Below are 17,345 nucleotides of genomic sequence, written 5' to 3'. Positions count from 1 at the left end.
ACCATTCCTTTCGTCATCCCGGCCTTGAGCCGGGAACCATCGGGCCGTTCGCAAGAGACCCCGAGGCATATACCGGGTCCGCCCCAACCATGGACCCCGGCTCTCAGGCCGGGGTGACGGTGGAGGAGCGGCGGCACCGAGTTGATCAGCCCTTGGCCGCTTCGCGGCGTTCCGTCACCGCCAGGAGCGCCGGCAGCAGCAGCAGGATGCAGAACAGCGTAATGGCGATGGCGAGGGTCAGCAGCAGGCCCATGCTGGCGGTGCCGGGGTGGCTGGAGAGGCTGAGGGCGCCGAAGGAGGCCAGGGTGGTGAGCGCACTCAAGAGGATCGCCCGCGGCGTCGAGTTGGCGGCGGCCGGCGCGCCGGCCGGGCGCGAGCGCAGCTCCCGCGCGCGCATCACCGAATGGATGCCGCTGTCGACGCCGAGCCCCAGCAGCAGCGGCAGCACGATGACATTGGCGAAGTTGAACGGCAGGTCGAGGGCGACCCCGGCGGCCACGGTCATCGCCGCCGCCAGCAGCAGCGGCGTCAACACCAGGAGGCAGTCGCGCAGGGAGCGCAGCACCAGCCAGAGCAGCAGGGTGATGGCGCAGAGTGCGAGCAGGCTCGCCTGGGCGAAGGCGGCGACCACGGCGCGGCCCGCCGCGACGATGGTGACCGGCGTGCCGGAGACCGTGGGCACCACCGCTTGCACCGCATCGACGAAGCGCGCCCGCGCGGCGGGATCGCGCAGGTCCTCGCGCGGTTCGATCTCGACCAGCACCCGCCCCTCGGCGGAGACATAGCGCGCGGCGAGTCCCGCCGGCAGGTCCTCCAGGGCGAAGGCCTCCGCCTCCAGGGCCTCGCCGAGGCGCTCGAGCTGCAGGGGAAAGCCCCCGAGCCAGGCCCGTTCCAGGGCTTCCGGTGCCGTGGGATCGCTCCCGTCCAGCGCCTGCAGGGCCGCCAACAGACGGCCGGCGGGTCCTTCCAGGCCCGGCGGCGGCAGTGCCAGGCGATCCTGCAGCGCGGTGAGGGCCTGGCGCCGTTCGGCGGGGCTCGGAGGCGCCGCCGGTGCGGCCGGCAGCAGCAAGGGCGAGAGAAACAGCGCCATCTCGTCCACCACTGCCAGCTTGTCTTCCTGGCCGCCGGGCACGAAGTCGGCGAGAGAGACGGACCGCGCCACCTCCGGCAGAGCCTCCAGCGCCTGCGACAGGGCCGCGGCTTCGGAGAGATCCGCGGCCAGCACCTCCGCGCCATAGGGCTGCAGCCGCTCGTCGGCCAGCAGGTCGAGCAGCACGGCGACGGAGGGCGACTGCGGATCGCGCAGGTTCAGGGGATCGTCGTCGAAGCGCGCCTGGGGCAGCGCCAGCAGCGCCAGGATCGCGAGCGCGCCCCCCAGCCCGAGCAGCCAGGGCGCCCGGCGGCCGGCCTGCTCGTGGATGCGGACGCCCAGAGCCGCCACCGGACCCGCACCGGCCGCCCCGGCCTTGATCGGCATGAGGCTGAGCAGCGCCGGCAGAACGGTCAAGTTTGCGAAAAGGGCGATGAACATGCCGCCGCCGGCGATCAGCCCCAGCTCCGAAAGCCCGCGATAGGCGGTGGGCAGGAAGGCGAAGAAGGCAATGGCCGAAGACAGCCCGCAGAGCAGTAGCGGCCGACCGATCAGCGCCGCCGTCGCCGCCAGGGCCTCGCTGGGGTTCGCTGCGCCGCCCCGCACCTCGCGAAAGCGCAGGGCGAAATGAATGCCGAAGTCGACGCTGAGACCGATGAACAGCACCGCGAAGGCCACCGAGATGAGGTTCAGTTGCCCCACTGCCAGAGCGGCGAAGCCGGCGGTCCAACAGAGGCCCACGACAAGGGTAACCAGCACCGGCACCACCAGGCGCCAGGACCGCAGGCCGAGGAAGAGCACGCAGGCGACCAGCACCGCCGACAGGAGGCCGACGAAGCCGATGCCGCTGCGCACGGACCGCAACTCGTCCTGCAACATCAGCGCCTCGCCGGTGAGCCTCACCCGATAGCCCGCCGCCTCGTCCAAGCCCAGCTCCGCGGCGAGCGCTTCGATGGCGGCGACGGCATCGGCCATGGGCATGAGGCTGCCGAAGTCGGCCCGCGGTTTGACCACCAGGAAGCGCCGCCGCTCCGCCGGCCCCTCGGCCTGCTCCTGCAGCAGCGCTGGCCAGGAGAGCCGGGCCTGCGGGTCCGACGGCAGGGCCTCGGCCACCGCGGCGAGCCGGTGCAGCAGCATCGCCAGGCTATCGTCGCCGGGTTCGCCTTCGTTCAGCGCCTGATCGAGGAGGCCCTGGAGCCCGCGCAGCGAGGGATCGTCGTGAAGTGCCGCCAGCAGCGGCTCGGCCTCGGCCAGGCGATCCGCCTGATCCTCCAACTCGCCCAGAGACAGAAACAACAATCCGTTGCGGCGGAAGAAGGGATCGCCCTGGGGGTCGAAGACGTCCTGGAAACCGTCGGGATGGCTGCGGAGCGCCTCGGCCAGGGCCAGAGCGGCCTGCTCGCTCGCCAGGCTGTCAGGCCCTTCGATCACCACCGTCAGCGTGTGATTGCGTTGCGGAAAGGATTGATCAACCAGGACGTTGTTTTGCCGAAACGGCAGTTCTTCCGACAGCATGTCGGTGGTCGAGGTGTTGATGGTGAGGGTGGCGGCCGCCCACCACAGCAGGGCGCCGGCCGAAAGGAGGGCGAGGATAACCACCGGTCCAGGCAGCCGGCAGACCTGGCGAACCCAGGTTGCAAGCCAGTCCGGCGAAGACTCAGGCAGTTTGGATGACATGGCGCCCCAGAAGCTCTGCCCGCTTATAGCTGCGCCCGGCCGCCTTTGACAACGTCCGGCCAGCCAAAAAGTGAGCTTTTTTAAGGACTTCGAATTAGGGCTCCGTTAACCACGGCTGGCCCATAACGTCTGATGGGAACCTGTCGTTCTCTGCCCTCTGCCGGCCCGGCGCGGCCCGGCTCAGTCCAGGGGGCGGCCAGCGAACGGGGTGCAGAACAGGAAGACTCTGCAAGAACAGATGAGCGACCAGACCGGCAAGGCGAACTCCAAAGCGCGCAAGGCGCCCGCTGCAAAGCGGCCGCCGCGAAAAGCGCGTCCGCCCGCGTCCGGCCGCAAGAAAAAAGCGTCCAAGACAGACGCTAAGACAACCGAGCCGACCAACGGCGAAGCCGCAGCCGGCACACGCCAGGGCCGCAAGCAAAGCGCGAAGCAAGGCGCGAAGCCAAGTGCAAAGACTTTGCCCGAAGCTCCCGCCAAGGCGCCCGATCCTGCAACCATCACCTTTGGAACCAACAAGCCCATCGTGGCTCCGCCGCCGGCCAAACCGGCTGGCTCCGGCCTGCGCTTTTCCGGGCCCTCCGACGGCGAGCTGCAATCCAGCGGTCCCCAGCAGACCTCCCTGAAGGCCGAAGGGCTGACCTTTTCGAGCGCGGCCTCCAGTCCCGCCCAGAGCGAATCTCAGGCCGCGACGGCGAAGCCGAAGAGCGAAGCGGGGGGCACCGCCAAGGTGAAGACAGACAAAGGCCAAGCCGAACCGCCGGTGGACAAAAGGAGCTCCTCCGCCAAGGCCGCGCCGAACGACCGCAAGACGGACGAGAAGAGCGGCGCCAAGGCAGACGAGAGCGACGGCAAGGCGGCGCGCAAGAGCCCGGCCGTCACCAAGCCGGCCATCGCCCCGCAACAGCATGGGCCGCGGATCGAAAAGACGCCGCCGCGCCGGACCGGAGCCTTTGCCCTGTTCAGCCTCGGGATGGCGGCTGTCGGGCTATTGCTGTGGTTCGCCAGCCAGTCCGGGCCAAACCCGCGATCCGGCAGCGAGCCTGCGGTGCCGTCCGCCGCGCTGGAGAGCAAAGACGAAGGTGAAGGGATCGCGGCCGACGCTACGGCGAAGCCGGACCCCGAAGCGCCGGCCCCGGCCGCCGAAAGCAACGAGCGCGCTGAGATGGCAAAGGCCGAAGAGCCGGCGGCGGCCAATGCGCCTGCAGGCCTGACCGCCGTAGAGCTTGCCGAGGTCCAAGGCCTGCTGCGGCGCCTGAGCCTCGATCCCGGTGAGGCCAGCGGCGAACTGACCGAGGCCACGCGCCAGGCCATCCGCAGCTATCAGGAAATGGCCGGCCTGCCGGCGGACGGCGAGGCCACTCCGGCTCTTCTGCAAGAACTGCGCGCTGTCGTATCGCTCTACCAGGGCGGCTAAAGCCTAAGCCCCGCGGCCTTCACCCACCATTTCGGTTCCCGTTCGGCGAGGCTGAAGGCCGCCCGCTCCGCTTCGGCGCGGCTTTCATAGAGACCGAAGCAGGTGGCGCCGCTGCCGGACATGCGCGCCAGGCGGCAGCCCTCCGTCGCCGCCAGGCTTTCGACGACCCGGGCAACCTCCGGATAGACCGAGCGGGCCGCCGCCTCCAGATCGTTGGGCCGCTCTGCCAGCCATTCCAGGAAAGCCTCGGTGGCTGTGGGCGGCGCCTGCGCCGCCACCTGGCCGAAGGGTCCCTGCCGTGCCTTGAAGACCTCCGCCGTGGAGAGTGGCGATCCCGGATTGGCCAGGACCAGGGCCAGGGGCGGTAGTCCCGCCAAAGGCTCCAACCGCTCGCCGATACCCGAAAGCAGTGTCGGCTGCGAGGCCAGGCAGACCGGAACGTCGGCACCCAGGGCGAGGGCCAGATCCCGCAGGCCGGAGTCTTCCAAGGACAGTCCCGCGCGCGGGCAGAGGGCGCGCAGCACCGCGGCCGCGTCGGCGGACCCGCCCCCGATGCCCGCCGCCACCGGCAGGGTCTTGGTCAGGGTGATGGCACAGGGCAACGGCCGGCCGGTCAGCTCGGCAATGCCCCGTGCCGCGCGCAGGACCAGGTTGTCCGCCGTCGCCGGCAGACTGCCGGCAAAGGGTCCCTGCAGCGTCAGGCTCAGCTCGTCGCTCGGCGCGAAGGTCAGACGGTCGCCGCAGTCGGCGAAGACCACGAGGCTGGCCAGCTCGTGATAGCCGTCCGCCCGCCGTCCGGTCACCTGCAGCGTGAGGTTGACCTTGGCCCAGGCGGTTTCCTGCAGCGAAGTGCCGCCGGCCTCGCTTCGGCCCGGCGCTGCCTGTCCTGCCGTAGTTTTGAGCTTCGTCACCTTGCCCCGGATCGACCGCCTGCCGCGTGGGTGCGGCTGGTCTGGTCGAGAAATGGTGTTTTAGATGTCTTCCGGCGGAATCGGGAGGCCGTCTTCGATTTTCTTCTCGATAAGCGGAATCTCGTCTTCTTCCGGGTCGAGGCTGAGCGCCCGCTTCCACTGGAAGCGGGCCTCGATCTTGCGCCCGACCTGCCAGAGAGCATCGCCGAGGTGATCGTTGATCACCGGGTCCTGCGGGCGCAGTTCCACCGCCTTCTCCAACTGGGTCACCGCTTCCTCGAAGCGGCCGAGCCGGTAGTAGACCCAACCCAGGCTGTCGACGATGTAGCCATCGCGCGGCCGCAGCTTGACGGCCCGGACCAGCATCGCCTCGGCCTGCTCCAGGTTCTGTTTCTTCTCGACCCAGGAATAGGCCAGGTAGTTCATCACATAGGGCTGCTCGGGCTGCAGTCCCAGGGCGTTGAGGAAGTCGGCTTCCGCGCGTTCCCATTGATCGGACCGCTCCAGCGCAATGCCGCGGAAGTAAAGCAGCGACCAGTGGCGCGGCAGGATTTCCGGCAACCGCTCCACCGCCGCGTCGTAGGCGACCACGGCCTCCTCGAACCGCTCCTCGGACCGCAGCAGATTGCCCTTGCGGAACAGCGGCTCGAAGTTTTCCGGCCGCTCCGCGGCCAGGCTGTCCAGCTCTGTCAGGGCCAGATCGATCTCCTCCATCTGCTGCAGCTCGTCGGCCACCCTGAGGCGGACGATCCAGCCGAAGGGAGAATTGTCGGGGATCGCCCGATAGGCGGCGATCGCATCCAGGCTGCGTCCTTGGTTCTGCAGGATCTCCCCCAGCAGGACCTGGGCGATGACGAAGTCGGGGCGTAGAGCCAGGGCCTGATAGAGATGCACCAGCGCCGCATTGTCGGCCGACTCCTGGCTCAGCAGGCTGGCCACGTTGAACAGCGCCTCGGCCATGCCGTCGCCGGCCCCGTCGACCTCGGCCGGATTGTTGCCGCCCTTCTCGGCGGTCTCCAGCATCGGCGAGAGAATGTCGGAGCCCGGATTGTCGACGAGATAGTCGCGGTAGATCTCCAGGGCGCGTTCGCGCTGGCCGTTGCGTTCGTAATAGCTGCCTGCCAGCCAGACCAGGCGCAGCGACGGCCGGCGATCGGCAGTCAGCAGCGCTTCGTAGGCAGTGGCCGCCGCCTCGCTGCGGCCGCCGACCTCTTCGATCAGCGCGGCGTGAACGCCGTGAAGCACCGAAAAGCCCTGCTCGCCCTTCAGCGCGCCGAGGGTTTGCAGGGCGCCGTCCACATCCCCCTCCCCGGACTTGATCCAGGCGCGCAGCATGGGCACCAGAATCTGGCTGATGCCGCGTTCGGGCTGCCGGGACAAGACCGCGTCGGCTTCCTGCAGATCGCCGCCACGCACCGCCTCGACGGCAAGCACGAGGTTGGCGATCGGATGGGACGGCTGCCGCTCGGCCACCCGCTGCGCCAGGCTTGCCGCTTCGCTCTGGCGGCCGGTGGCCGCGGCGAGCTGCAGCGCCGGCAGCAGCAGTTCCGGATTGTCGGGATCGTGACGCAGGGCCTGCAGCAGGTAGTCTGCCGCCGATTCGAGATCGCCGCCGTCGCTGGCCACCATGCCGGCCAGATAGGCGCCGAAGGGCGAGGTGATTGGCGGCGGCGCAGCGCGCTCCGGCAGGTCGGCGGCGGCCAACTGATACGAGGGGTCGGCGGGCGGCACCGGCCCGCCGGCCGCGCAGGCAGCGGGAATGAGACCGACCAGCAGGGCGGTCACGGCCGTTCTGGGCCAGGGGCCCGTCCGACTCATCAGGTGAAACTTCGGTCGAGATTGCGACAAATCGATCTCCTGGCGTAGGGCCTGCTGCTGCGCGTCAGTGTAGCCGACGCCGCTCTGGGCCCACAACGCCGCGCTTCGAGCGGCGGGATCACGCTGTTGCGATCCTGTTTCCCCGTCTGGCGGGCCCTCTAGGAGAGAGGTGGCGCGTAGGCGCGGTCCTACAAGGGCGGGGGAAAACGGTGTCCGTTGGACCAGCGCCCAAGCTCACATATTCGGATAGTTGGGGCCGCCGCCGCCCTCCGGCGTGACCCAGACGATGTTCTGGGTCGGGTCTTTGATGTCGCAGGTCTTGCAGTGGACGCAGTTCTGCGCGTTGATCTGCAGGCGCGGATTGCCGCCGTCGTCGTCGCGGACGATCTCGTAGACCCCGGCCGGACAGTAACGCTGCGCCGGCTCGTCGTAGAGCTTCAGATTGTGCGCCACCGGCACCGAGGCGTCCTTCAGGGTGAGGTGCGCCGGCTGGTCCTCGTCGTGGTTGGTATTGGAGATGAAGACCGAGGACAAGCGGTCGAAGGTGATGACACCGTCGGGCTTGGGGTAGTCGATCTTCGGCATCTCGGCCGCCGGCTTAAGACAGTCGTGGTCGGCGTGCTTGTGGCGGAAGGTCCAGGGCGCCTTGCCGCCCAGCAGCTTGAGGTCGAAGGCGCCGTAGAGCATGGAGCCGTAGAGCCCCCATTTGGCGAAGGAGGGGCGGAAGTTGCGTGCCTTGTGCAACTCCTCGTGCACCCAGGAGCCTTCGACCTTCGCGGTGAAGTTCTCCAGTTCCGCCGGCGCCTCGCCCCCCTCTTCATTGGCTCCAGTCACGGCCTCGAAGGCCGTTTCTGCAGCCAGCATGCCGGTCTTCATGGCGTTGTGGCTGCCTTTGATCTTGGGCACGTTGAGGAAGCCGGCGGCACAGCCGATCAGCAGCCCCCCAGGAAAGCTCAGCTTGGGCAGGGACTGCAGGCCGCCCTCGTTGAGCGCACGGGCGCCATAGGCGATGCGCTTGCCGCCCTCCAGCATCGGGCGGATTGCCGGATGGGTCTTGAAGCGCTGCATCTCCTCGAAGGGCGAGAGATGGGGGTTGGCGTAGTCCAGACCCACCACGTAGCCGACGGAGGCCTGGTTGCCCTCCAGGTGGTAGATGAAGGAGCCGCCCCAGGTGGTGGTGTTCATCGGCCAGCCGGCGGTGTGGATCACCGTGCCGGTCTTGTGCTTGGCCGGATCGAGCTGCCAGAGCTCCTTGATGCCGATGCCGTAGGTCTGCGGGTCGGCACCTTCCCGCAGGCCGAACTTCGCCTCGAGCTGTTTGGTCAGCGATCCCCGGCAGCCCTCGCCGAAGAAGGTGTAGCGGCCATGGAGCTCCATGCCCGCCTGATAGGAGGCTTTCTGTTCGCCGTCCTTGCCGATGCCCATGTCGCCGGTGGCCACGCCCTTGACTCGGCCGTCTTCGTGATAGAGCACCTCGGCGGCGGCGAAGCCGGGATAGATCTCGGCGCCCAGGGCCTCGGCCTGTTCGGCCAGCCAGCGGCAGACGTTGCCCAGCGAGACCACGTAGTTGCCGTGGTTGTGCATTTGGCCGGGCAGCATCCAGACCGGCAGCGAGATGCTGCCCTTCTCGCGCAGCAGCAGGAACTTCTCGTCGCCGACCGGGGCGTTGAGGGGAGCGCCCTTGTCCTTCCAGTCGGGAATCAGCTCGTTCAGGGCGCGCGGTTCCAGGACGGCGCCGGAGAGGATGTGCGCCCCCACTTCCGAGCCCTTCTCCAGAACGCAGACCGAAACCTCCTTGCCGCTTTCCTGGGAAAGCTGGCGCAGGCGGATGGCCGCCGAGAGGCCGGCCGGTCCGGCCCCGACGATGACCACATCGTATTCCATGAACTCGCGTTCCAAGATCCCTCACTCCTCACAACCGGGCTTTTTGTTTCGGGCTGACGTCTTGGGCGCCCCTCGCAGTGACAGTTTCCCGGCGAAACCTTTAACGAACACTTCATAATACAGAGGCGATCCGGGCGCCAAGCAAAGCTGGAGACGCCGTCTATTCGCCTCCTACCGCCACGCAGCGGCTTCCTTACCGAAAATTCACCACTTCTCTCCATTCTGACGCGAACGGAGTTGCACCAAGATGGCCGTACAGGAACTTTCAGCGCAGGACGAAGAGGAGCGGGCGGAAAACCAGCCCAGCGAGCTCGACGACCTCACCCACGCCGAAATGCGCATGCTCTACGCGGAGTCGGTGGACGTGATCCGTTTTGCCAAGGCACAGCAGTGGAAATCCCTGGGTGCGATCCTTGTCGTCTTCGTCGCGCTCATGGGTCTCTCCCAGTTCGCGCAGGACAACTCCCTGCTGGTCAACCTGACCATAGCCGTCAGCTTCCTCTGCAGCGGCGGGGTGATCTATTCCATGGCGCTCTATCAGGCCTGGCAGAACACCGAGCGTCAGAAGCTGCGCGAGATCTCGGACCACTTCTCCAGCTATGCCCAGGCGGTGCGGGCGATCAAGTCGCGCCGCGAGGCCAACGTCCATCGCTACACCCTGCTGACGTTCATGATCGTCAGCGTGCTGATGGGCAACGCCATCCTGGTCCTTTTCGTCTCGCCTCTCTATCGTTGACCGCAAACGCGCCGGGCGCGAAGCGCCGGGGTCATCGCGCCAGCGGGCTTTCTGAGCCGGCGCCGGCTTTGCTAAACTGCCCCATGGACAATCGTCAGAGCGATGATCCGGCCGCGCTGGCTGCGCTGCGATGGCTGGTCGAGGCCGGCGCCGACGAGGCCATCGGCGAGATCCCGGTCGACCGGACGGCGCCGGCGCCAGCCGCGCCCCGCCCGGCGCCTGCCGAATTGGCCGAACCCGCCGCCAGGGCTCCGGCGCCGCCATCCGAAGCGCCGCGGAGGCCGCGCGCCCCGGCCAAGCTGACCGCCGCCAGCGAGTCCCAGGCCGACGCGCAACGCCTCGCCGCCGCGGCCAACAGCGTCGAAGACCTGCGCCAGACGCTGGAAGATTTCGACGGCTGCCCCCTGAAGGCGACGGCCACCAATCTCTGCCTCTTCGACGGCAATCCCGAGGCACGGATCATGATCATCGGCGAGGCGCCCGGTGCCCAGGAGGACCGCCAGGGCAAGCCCTTCGTCGGACCGGCCGGGCAACTGCTCGACCGCATGCTGACAGCCATCGGCCTGGACCGCAGCCGGGTCTACATCACCAACCTGCTGTTCTGGCGTCCGCCCGGGAACCGCAACCCGACGCCGGCGGAAATCGCCGTCTGCCTGCCCTTTCTGGAGCGCCAGATCGAGCTGCTGGACCCCAAGCTGCTGCTGCTCACCGGCGGCATGTCCGCCAAGACGCTGCTCAACCGCAGCGAAGGCATCCTGCGGTTGCGCGGCCGCTGGGACGACTACCGCCACCCACGTCTGGACGATCCGATCCCGGCGCTGCCGACCCTGCACCCGGCCTACCTGCTGCGCCAGCCGGCCCAGAAGCGCGAAGCCTGGAAAGACCTGCTGTCGTTCTCCCAGGCCATGGAACGGGTCGGACTCGCCGAGGCGGCCAATGGCGCAAAATGACACCGCCGGAAGCATAAATTCCCAATAAAGTGTGAGACTTAACGCCGATTTAACCCCGGACGTGGCCTCTTTGAAGTCGCCCGATTCCGCGGGATTCGGGCGCGGACGGCACCGACGCGCTCCGTACGGCCACCGGTGTTGCAGAGCCAAGAGGGCTTGATTAACCTTTTGAGAAATCCGGGGCCATGAAAACACCGGGGGTCTTTGTGCAATTCAGGAGTCGGGTCCTCGCCCCGCTGTCCGGGGCCGCGGCCTCCCTTGCCATTCTCCGCCGCCTGCTTCCTCTGGGAAGCGGCGCAGCCGAAGGCCGCCGGCGCCTGACGGCGCTCGTCCTCACGGCCACTCTTTTCGCCCTCGCTCCGACCAGCGCCGCGCAGGTGCTGCAGCCCGGCGACCTGCAGCCCCAGGCCATGCGGCCGTCCCCGGCTATCGACACCGGCATCCGGCTCTCCGGCCCCGACGGCCTGCCCGCGGTGCTGTCGCCGGCCGATGCGGAGCGCTACCGCGAGATCTTCGCAGTCCAGGAAGACGGCCAGTGGAAAGCCGCCGACCGCCTGATCGCCCAGCTCGGCGACCGCCGCCTCATGGGCCATGTGCTGGCGCAGCGCTATCTCCACCCCACGGCCTACCGCTCCCGCTACAAGGAGCTGAAGGCCTGGATGGACGACTACGCCGACCATCCCCAGGCCGCGCGCATCTACAAACTGGCGCTGAAGCGCCGCCCGGCGAACTATCGCCGCCCGCAACCGCCGGTCAGTTCGAGGAGCGCGATTGCCGGCGCCGAGCGGCGCGCCAGCACCGAATACGTCTCGCCGCGCAAGCGCAGCAAGGCCACCAAGCGCAAGGTTGCCCGGCTGTTGCGCCAGGTCCGCCGCAACGTGCTGCGCGAGCGCTTCACCGTCACCGAGAAACTGCTGAAGCAGAAGTCGACCCAGACGCTGCTCGACCAGGTGGAACTGGACCAGGCCCGCGCCATGGTGGCCTCGGGCTGGTTCTATTACGGCAAGGCCGAGCGCGCCTACGCCCTGGCGGCGCCTGCCGCGCGCCGCTCCGGCCTGGCGGCCCCGATGATCAACTGGGTGGCCGGGCTGGCGGCCTGGCGGGTCGGCGACCTGGAGGCCGCCGCGGAATTCTTCGAGATGCTGGCCTGGGCCGAACGGGCGCCGGGCTGGAACATCGCCGCCGGCGCCTACTGGGCGGCCCGCGCCAATCTGAAACTGCAGCGCCCCGAGCGCATCAGCCCGCTGCTACAGCGCGGAAGCCTCTATCCCTATACCTTCTACGGCCTGCTCTCGCGCCGGGCGCTGGGCATGCCCATCGTCTTCGACTTCGGCTCCCACCGCATGGAACCGCAGCTCGCCGCGCTGCTGAAGGGCCACTCGGTCGGCAGCCGCGCCCTGGCGCTGATGCAGGTGGGTGAGCGCGAGGCGGCGGAGCGCGAACTGGTGAAGGCCGGGGCCTGGGGCGATCCGCGCATGAGCCACGCCCTGCTGGCGCTGGCCCAGCACGCCCGCATGCCGGCCCTGGCCTATCGCATGGGCAGCCAACTCGCCCGCCACGCCGGCGACCGGGCGACCCCCGGTGCCCTGGACGCCGCCCTCTACCCGATCCCGCCGTGGCAGCCGGAGACCGGTTTCCAGGTGGACCGGGCGCTGATCTACGCCCTGGTGCGCCAGGAATCCGCCTTCAACACCAAGGCCAAGAGCCCCGACGGCGCCCGCGGGCTGATGCAGCTCATGCCGCGGACCGCCAGCTACATCGCCCGCGACCGCCGTTATCGCGGCCGGGCGCGCAACGAGCTCTACGAGCCGAGCCTGAACCTGGAGCTCGGCCAGCGCTACGTCGCCTATCTGCTGCGCCACGAGCGGGTGCAGGGCGATCTCTTCCGCCTGACCACCGCCTACAACGGCGGGCCCGGCAACCTCGGCAAGTGGCAGCGCCGCATGAAGGCGGGCGACGACCCGCTGCTGTTCATCGAGGCCCTGCCGTCGAAGGAGACCCGCCTGTTCATTGAACGGGTGCTGACCAACCTCTGGATCTACCGCCAGCGCCTCGGCCAGCCGGCCCCCTCGCTGGAACGGCTTGCAGGCGGCGACTGGCCGCATTACGTAGCCTTGGACGGAACCCGTGCCGAGGTTGCCCAGCATGGCCAGAATTGACGAGTCGCTTCCCTTTCTCGCCGTAAACATCGCGGTCCTGACGATCTCCGACAGCCGCACGCTGGCGGACGACCGCTCCGGCGACCGCCTGGTGGAGATGATCGCCGCCTCCGGCCACAAGGTCGCGGCGCGGGAGATCGTCACTGACGACGGCGCCAAGGTCGTCGCCGCGCTCCAGGGCCACATCGCCGATCCGCAGGTCGACGTGGTGATCACCACCGGCGGCACCGGGGTCACCGGCCGCGATGTCACGCCGGAGGCCTTCAAGGAGGTCATGGAAAAGGAGATCGAGGGCTTCGGCGAGTTGTTCCGCTGGATCAGCTATCAGAAGGTCGGCACCTCCACCATGCAGAGCCGCGCCATCGGCGGTGTGGCCAACGGCACTTACCTCTTCGCCCTGCCCGGCTCCCCCTCGGCCTGCAAGGACGGCTGGGAGGAGATCCTGAAGTACCAGCTCGATTCCCGGCACAAGCCCTGCAACCTCGTCGAGCTCATGCCGCGCCTGAAGGAGCACCTGAAGGCCGCGAGTTGAGTGCCTTCTCACGCTATCTGGCGGCCGCCTTTGGTCCGCCGTGCGCTTTTGCTTGCCGCGCCGCTCAATTCCCGCAACCATTGCGTTAGCGAACCCTGCAGCCCCTGAAGCTTCGCGCGTTCGTCCGAAGCGGCGTTGGAGGGCCCAGAAAGAGGATGGTGATGGAGCGGTCAGACAGGAGCGAAACCATCGGTGCGCCGGGCGAAACCTCGCTCCGCGCAATGAAGGTGTTGTTTGCAGGACTGACGGCCGCCCTCGTTCTGAGCGCGTGCGCATCTTCGGGCCCGCAGGCCGTGGGTGGGGCAGACCAGACCGCACCGCAACGGACAATTGCGCCAGCGGCTGAACCCTGGGCGCCGGCACCGAACGCGGGCTTTGCCCTCGTCGCTGCCACGGCTAAAGAGGTCGTGGCCGCGCGCGGCAGCGCCGGCAGCGCCACCGCCTGGCAGTTCCGCTTTGCGGTTCGCTCGGAGCCCCAGACCAAGCAACACGACGGCGATCTCACGATCACCCTCTCCGAGGCAGACTACGCAGTCATCGAGGGTGGCGGCCACAGGGAGGTCATCGACTATGCTCTGGCGCGCGTCTTTCACATCGACAGTGCCGCAGGCACCTTCCAGAGCACGTCGCTGTCCACCGCCCCCTACTTCCGCGCCGCCGAATGGGCGAGCCGTAGCAGGATCGCCAAGATTGTCGAAAGCACCGGCGGCAGCAACAAGGCGCTCGCAATCACCAGCGAGTTTTGGCGCACCCACAACATCGGTCTCCAGCCGCCGCGACGGGACGCAACGCCACCGACCGTCAGACGCAACCGTGGCGCACTGGTCCTGGTCCACGAGTCTGAAGAGGCGGCGAGGCTGGAACCGGCAGAGATGGCGCTTCCGGCCTGGGCGGCCGCCCGATTCTGGGATGTCATGCGGCGGGCTTACGCACTGCACCCCGATTTCATCGCACGCGCCGAGGCGGAACAGGTGTTTCCGGCACGTCTCGTCGTTGTGCAGCGGCTGCTGGCAGCCCCCCAGTCGACAGACCTGCGGCTCATGACGCAGTCGCGAGTCGACCAGAGCTATCCGGTGACCGCGGACCTAAGGCTGGTGGAACCCTCTACCGAACACAATCCGCGGGCCGCCGGGCTGGTTGCCACCGCGTGGAATGCCGCCAATGGACGCTTCGAAGGAGAGCAGCCCGATACGGCCTACTGGACCGAACGCCTGGAACAGGCCGAGCGGGACGGGCGCAAGCTCGAGCCCTTGCTTGTTGTCCTGGCCATGGGCCTCTACACCGGCACGCAGTCGCCCGGCTGCGACGGGGCCGCGGACCTGAGCGCGAACACCCTCTGCGCTTCGGTCAGGGCAGCGAGCGACAAGACCCGCTATGGCGCCGACGTCAGTCGGTTCATGGCGCTGGTCGGCGCCAAGGACAGAGCGACACAGCAAAGAGCGATCAATGAGCTGCCAAGCTACCGCGCGGATGCTGGCGCCATGGCGCCCTTGATCGATCTGTTCATCGCCAATCACATCTCCGACCTGACCCGTGTGATCACAAGGGGCGGCCCGGGTTATCCGAACCGCGATGAAGCCGTCGACCTCTATCTTTCCGCACTTCAGGCCTTTCCCTTTACCAAGCAGATCTACGGCGACATTGCCGACTACTATTTCCGCTCCTTCGATATGCGGATGGGGTTCTACTTCGCCGATGTCGGACGCTCGCTGCCGGTTCCGACCGCAGCACCCGCCGGCTCCAACCTGGATACGGTGAGCGGTATCGAAGGGAAGCTAAGGGCAGATTTCCCCGAGTACTTCTGAGAAGACGGCTCGCGGCGGCCCGTGGTTCGGCCCCCGGACCGGGCCCAGGCCATACCGCTTCCGGGCACCGGCCCTTGGCGTATGAGCCTTTCCCCTTTGAAAGCACGGGACAAACCGCTTTACTGCGCGGAAGAGGCGCGGTCTTGTTCGCGCGCACTGCGGCAAGAGTCAACCCCGCAAGAGAAATGTCCCGAAGAGAAGCCCGAGAGAGACGCGAATGAATGACGCCGCCCTCGACGATGTCCCCTACGAGGCCATTCCCCTGCCCGACCGGCGCCGCTTCAGCGACGCGGAGATGGCCGAGCGGGCGGCCGCCTTCTTCGCCGAGATGAAGACCCGCCACACCATTCGCGATTTCGAGCCCACGCCGGTGCCGCGCAAGGTGATCGAGGACTGCCTTCTGGCCGCCGGACGCGCGCCCAGCGGCGCCAACCGCCAGCCCTGGCATTTCGTCGCGGTCGGCGATCCGGCCATCAAGAAGCGCATCCGCGAGGCGGCGGAAGCCGAGGAGCAGGCCTTCTACAGCGGCAAGGCCGGCGACGACTGGCTGGCCGCCCTGGCGCCCCTGGGCACCGACGAGGAAAAGCCCTTCCTGGAGACCGCGCCCTGGCTGATCGTCATCTTCGCCGAGCGCTACGGCGTCACCGACGACCGCAAGATCGTGAAGAACTACTACATCAACGAATCGGTGGGCATCGCCACCGGCATGCTGATCACTGCGCTGCACCAGGCCGGGCTGGCGACCCTGACCCACACGCCCAACCCCATGCGCTTCCTGAACGAGATCTGCGGGCGGCCGGAGAACGAGAAGCCCTATATGATCCTGGTGGCGGGCCATGCCGCCGAAGGCGCCACGGTGCCCAAGCACGCCAAGACCAAGAAGCCGCTGGAGGAGATCGCCACCTTCCGGTGATCGAGACCCCTAGGCCTCGCTGCCCTCAGGCACCGCCAGAACGGCCTCCAGCACGCCCGGAAACAGCCGCTCCAGGTCGTCGCGCCTGAGTTCGTTCATATGGGCGGTACCGTCGGTGCGGGTGCGGATCACCCCGGCATCCCTGAGCACCCGGAAATGGTGCGACATGCTGGACTTCGGGCGCCCGCAGTCCAGCGCCGCGCAGGTCGCCTCGCCGTCGCGGTGCAAGCGGCGCACCACGTCGAGGCGCACCGGATCGCTGAGCGCATAGAGCACACGCGTCAATTCGATGTCCTCCGGTTTCGGATGGCGCAGGGCCCGCATGACTTGAATCCCGGTTTGAGGGTTCCATATTTCTGTAGTTCGAAATTTATCGAACAATAGAAATACACCGCTCAATATAGGCCAATCACCCGGTTCCACAAGGCTTGCGCAGCAGCAGCCGCGGGACTGAGCAGCATCAAGGGGCACCCGAATGTCGTCGCTCTTCGAACCTTTCACCCTCAAGGACGTCACCCTGAAGAACCGCATCGCGGTCTCGCCCATGTGCCAGTATTCGGCCGATGAGGGCCTGGTCAACACCTGGCACCATACCCACCTGGCGACCCTCGCCCGCGGCGGGGCCGGCCTGGTGATCGCCGAAGCCACCGCGGTCTCGCAGGAAGGGCGGATCACACCGGGCTGTGCCGGCCTCTGGAACGACGCCCAGGCCCTGGCCTTCGCGCCGGCAGTGCGGGCCATCAAGGCCGCCGGCGCCGTGCCGGGCATCCAGATCGCCCATGCCGGCCGCAAGGCCAGCGCCAACCGCCCCTGGGAGGGCGACGACCACATCCCCGAGGGCGATCCGCGCGCCTGGACGCCCATCGGCCCATCGCCGATTCCCTTCGGCGCCAACCTGCCGCGCCGCCCCCGGGCCATGACCAAGGCCGACATCCGGCGGGTGCAGCAGGACTACGTCGACGCGGCCAAGCGGGCCCACAAGGCGGGCTTCGAGTGGCTGGAGCTGCACTTCGCCCACGGCTACCTCGCCCAGTCCTTCCTCTCGCCGCATTCCAACCGGCGCGACGACGACTACGGCGGCAGCTTCGAAAATCGCAGCCGTTTCCTCACCGAGACCTTCGCCGCGGTGCGGGAGGTCTGGCCGGAAAGCCTGCCGCTGACCGTCCGCCTCGGCGTCATCGAGTTCGACGGCCGGGAGGAGACCCTGGAGGAATCCATCGAGCTGGTGCGGCGGCTGGCGGGGCTGGGCCTCGACCTCCTCGACGTCAGCCTGGGCTTCAACATTCCCGACGCGCAGATCCCCTGGGCGCCAGGCTTCATGGCGCCGGTCGCCGAGCGGGTGCGCCGGGAGGCGAAGGTGCCCACGGCCACAAGTTGGTACATCAGCGACCCCCATCAGGCCGATGCCCTGATCCGCGAGGAGAAGGTGGATCTGGTGATGCTGGGGCGGGCGCTG

Annotated in this window: 13 protein-coding genes; 8 read left to right on the top strand and 5 right to left on the bottom strand. The window is 68.1% G+C overall.

Annotated elements, in window-relative coordinates:
- Nucleotides 1-145 precede the first annotated feature (145 nt).
- Nucleotides 146-2,767: an MMPL family transporter gene (locus Q0996_RS09640; protein WP_299618227.1), complete on the bottom strand. Its 2,622-nt coding sequence runs from the start codon at nucleotides 2,765-2,767 to the stop codon at nucleotides 146-148.
- Nucleotides 2,768-3,224: 457 nt separating this feature from the next.
- On the opposite strand from Q0996_RS09640, the gene Q0996_RS09635 reads away from it, so the two are divergent.
- Nucleotides 3,225-4,181, top strand: a complete 957-nt coding sequence (locus Q0996_RS09635; protein ID WP_299618224.1) for a peptidoglycan-binding protein — start codon at nucleotides 3,225-3,227, stop codon at nucleotides 4,179-4,181.
- Here the strand turns inward: Q0996_RS09635 and Q0996_RS09630 are convergent.
- From Q0996_RS09630 to Q0996_RS09620, 3 genes are all read right to left on the bottom strand, one after another.
- Nucleotides 4,178-5,092 (bottom strand): 4-(cytidine 5'-diphospho)-2-C-methyl-D-erythritol kinase, encoded by a 915-nt coding sequence (locus Q0996_RS09630; RefSeq protein ID WP_322096676.1) that lies wholly within the window; start codon nucleotides 5,090-5,092, stop codon nucleotides 4,178-4,180. The two genes, Q0996_RS09635 and Q0996_RS09630, sit on opposite strands and share 4 nt — an antisense overlap.
- Nucleotides 5,093-5,152: 60 nt before the next feature.
- Nucleotides 5,153-6,910, bottom strand: a complete 1,758-nt coding sequence (locus Q0996_RS09625; protein WP_299618221.1) for a tetratricopeptide repeat protein — start codon at nucleotides 6,908-6,910, stop codon at nucleotides 5,153-5,155.
- Between the two features lie 234 nt (nucleotides 6,911-7,144).
- Nucleotides 7,145-8,809 carry an electron transfer flavoprotein-ubiquinone oxidoreductase gene (locus Q0996_RS09620; protein WP_322096675.1) on the bottom strand — a complete coding sequence of 555 codons (1,665 nt, stop codon included), beginning with the start codon at nucleotides 8,807-8,809 and terminating at the stop codon, nucleotides 7,145-7,147.
- A gap of 232 nt (nucleotides 8,810-9,041) precedes the next feature.
- On the opposite strand from Q0996_RS09620, the gene Q0996_RS09615 reads away from it, so the two are divergent.
- The 6 genes from Q0996_RS09615 (at nucleotide 9,042) to Q0996_RS09590 (ending at nucleotide 15,889) form a co-directional block, all read left to right on the top strand.
- On the top strand, nucleotides 9,042-9,530 hold the full coding sequence (locus Q0996_RS09615) for a hypothetical protein (RefSeq protein WP_299618219.1): 489 nt from the start codon (nucleotides 9,042-9,044) through the stop codon (nucleotides 9,528-9,530).
- Nucleotides 9,531-9,613: 83 nt separating this feature from the next.
- The gene (locus Q0996_RS09610; RefSeq protein WP_299618217.1) at nucleotides 9,614-10,480 is read left to right on the top strand and encodes a uracil-DNA glycosylase family protein; all 867 of its coding nucleotides are present in this window, start codon (nucleotides 9,614-9,616) and stop codon (nucleotides 10,478-10,480) included.
- Between the two features lie 206 nt (nucleotides 10,481-10,686).
- Nucleotides 10,687-12,639: a lytic transglycosylase domain-containing protein gene (locus Q0996_RS09605; RefSeq protein WP_299618215.1), complete on the top strand. Its 1,953-nt coding sequence runs from the start codon at nucleotides 10,687-10,689 to the stop codon at nucleotides 12,637-12,639.
- Entirely contained in the window at nucleotides 12,626-13,171 is a 546-nt protein-coding gene (moaB, locus tag Q0996_RS09600) for a molybdenum cofactor biosynthesis protein B (protein ID WP_299618213.1), read from the top strand. Before Q0996_RS09605 ends, moaB begins: the two co-directional genes overlap by 14 nt.
- A 161-nt stretch (nucleotides 13,172-13,332) precedes the next feature.
- Nucleotides 13,333-14,976 carry a hypothetical protein gene (locus tag Q0996_RS09595; RefSeq protein ID WP_299618211.1) on the top strand — a complete coding sequence of 548 codons (1,644 nt, stop codon included), beginning with the start codon at nucleotides 13,333-13,335 and terminating at the stop codon, nucleotides 14,974-14,976.
- 217 nt (nucleotides 14,977-15,193) lie between these two features.
- Nucleotides 15,194-15,889: a nitroreductase family protein gene (locus Q0996_RS09590; protein ID WP_299618209.1), complete on the top strand. Its 696-nt coding sequence runs from the start codon at nucleotides 15,194-15,196 to the stop codon at nucleotides 15,887-15,889.
- A gap of 9 nt (nucleotides 15,890-15,898) precedes the next feature.
- Here the strand turns inward: Q0996_RS09590 and Q0996_RS09585 are convergent, their stop codons facing one another.
- Nucleotides 15,899-16,213, bottom strand: coding sequence for a helix-turn-helix transcriptional regulator (locus tag Q0996_RS09585; RefSeq protein ID WP_299618207.1), 315 nt, complete (start codon nucleotides 16,211-16,213; stop codon nucleotides 15,899-15,901).
- A gap of 151 nt (nucleotides 16,214-16,364) precedes the next feature.
- Between Q0996_RS09585 and Q0996_RS09580 the strand changes: the two genes are divergently transcribed.
- Nucleotides 16,365-17,345: NADH:flavin oxidoreductase/NADH oxidase (locus Q0996_RS09580; RefSeq protein WP_299618205.1), on the top strand; the 981-nt coding region annotated here is incomplete at its 3' end.

Origin of the sequence: Pelagibius sp., assembly GCF_028289705.1 — a bacterium.
GTDB lineage: Bacteria > Pseudomonadota > Alphaproteobacteria > Kiloniellales > Kiloniellaceae > Pelagibius.
Note: the sequence above shows the minus strand (reverse complement) of the source record. Positions and strands in the feature narration are given on the sequence as shown.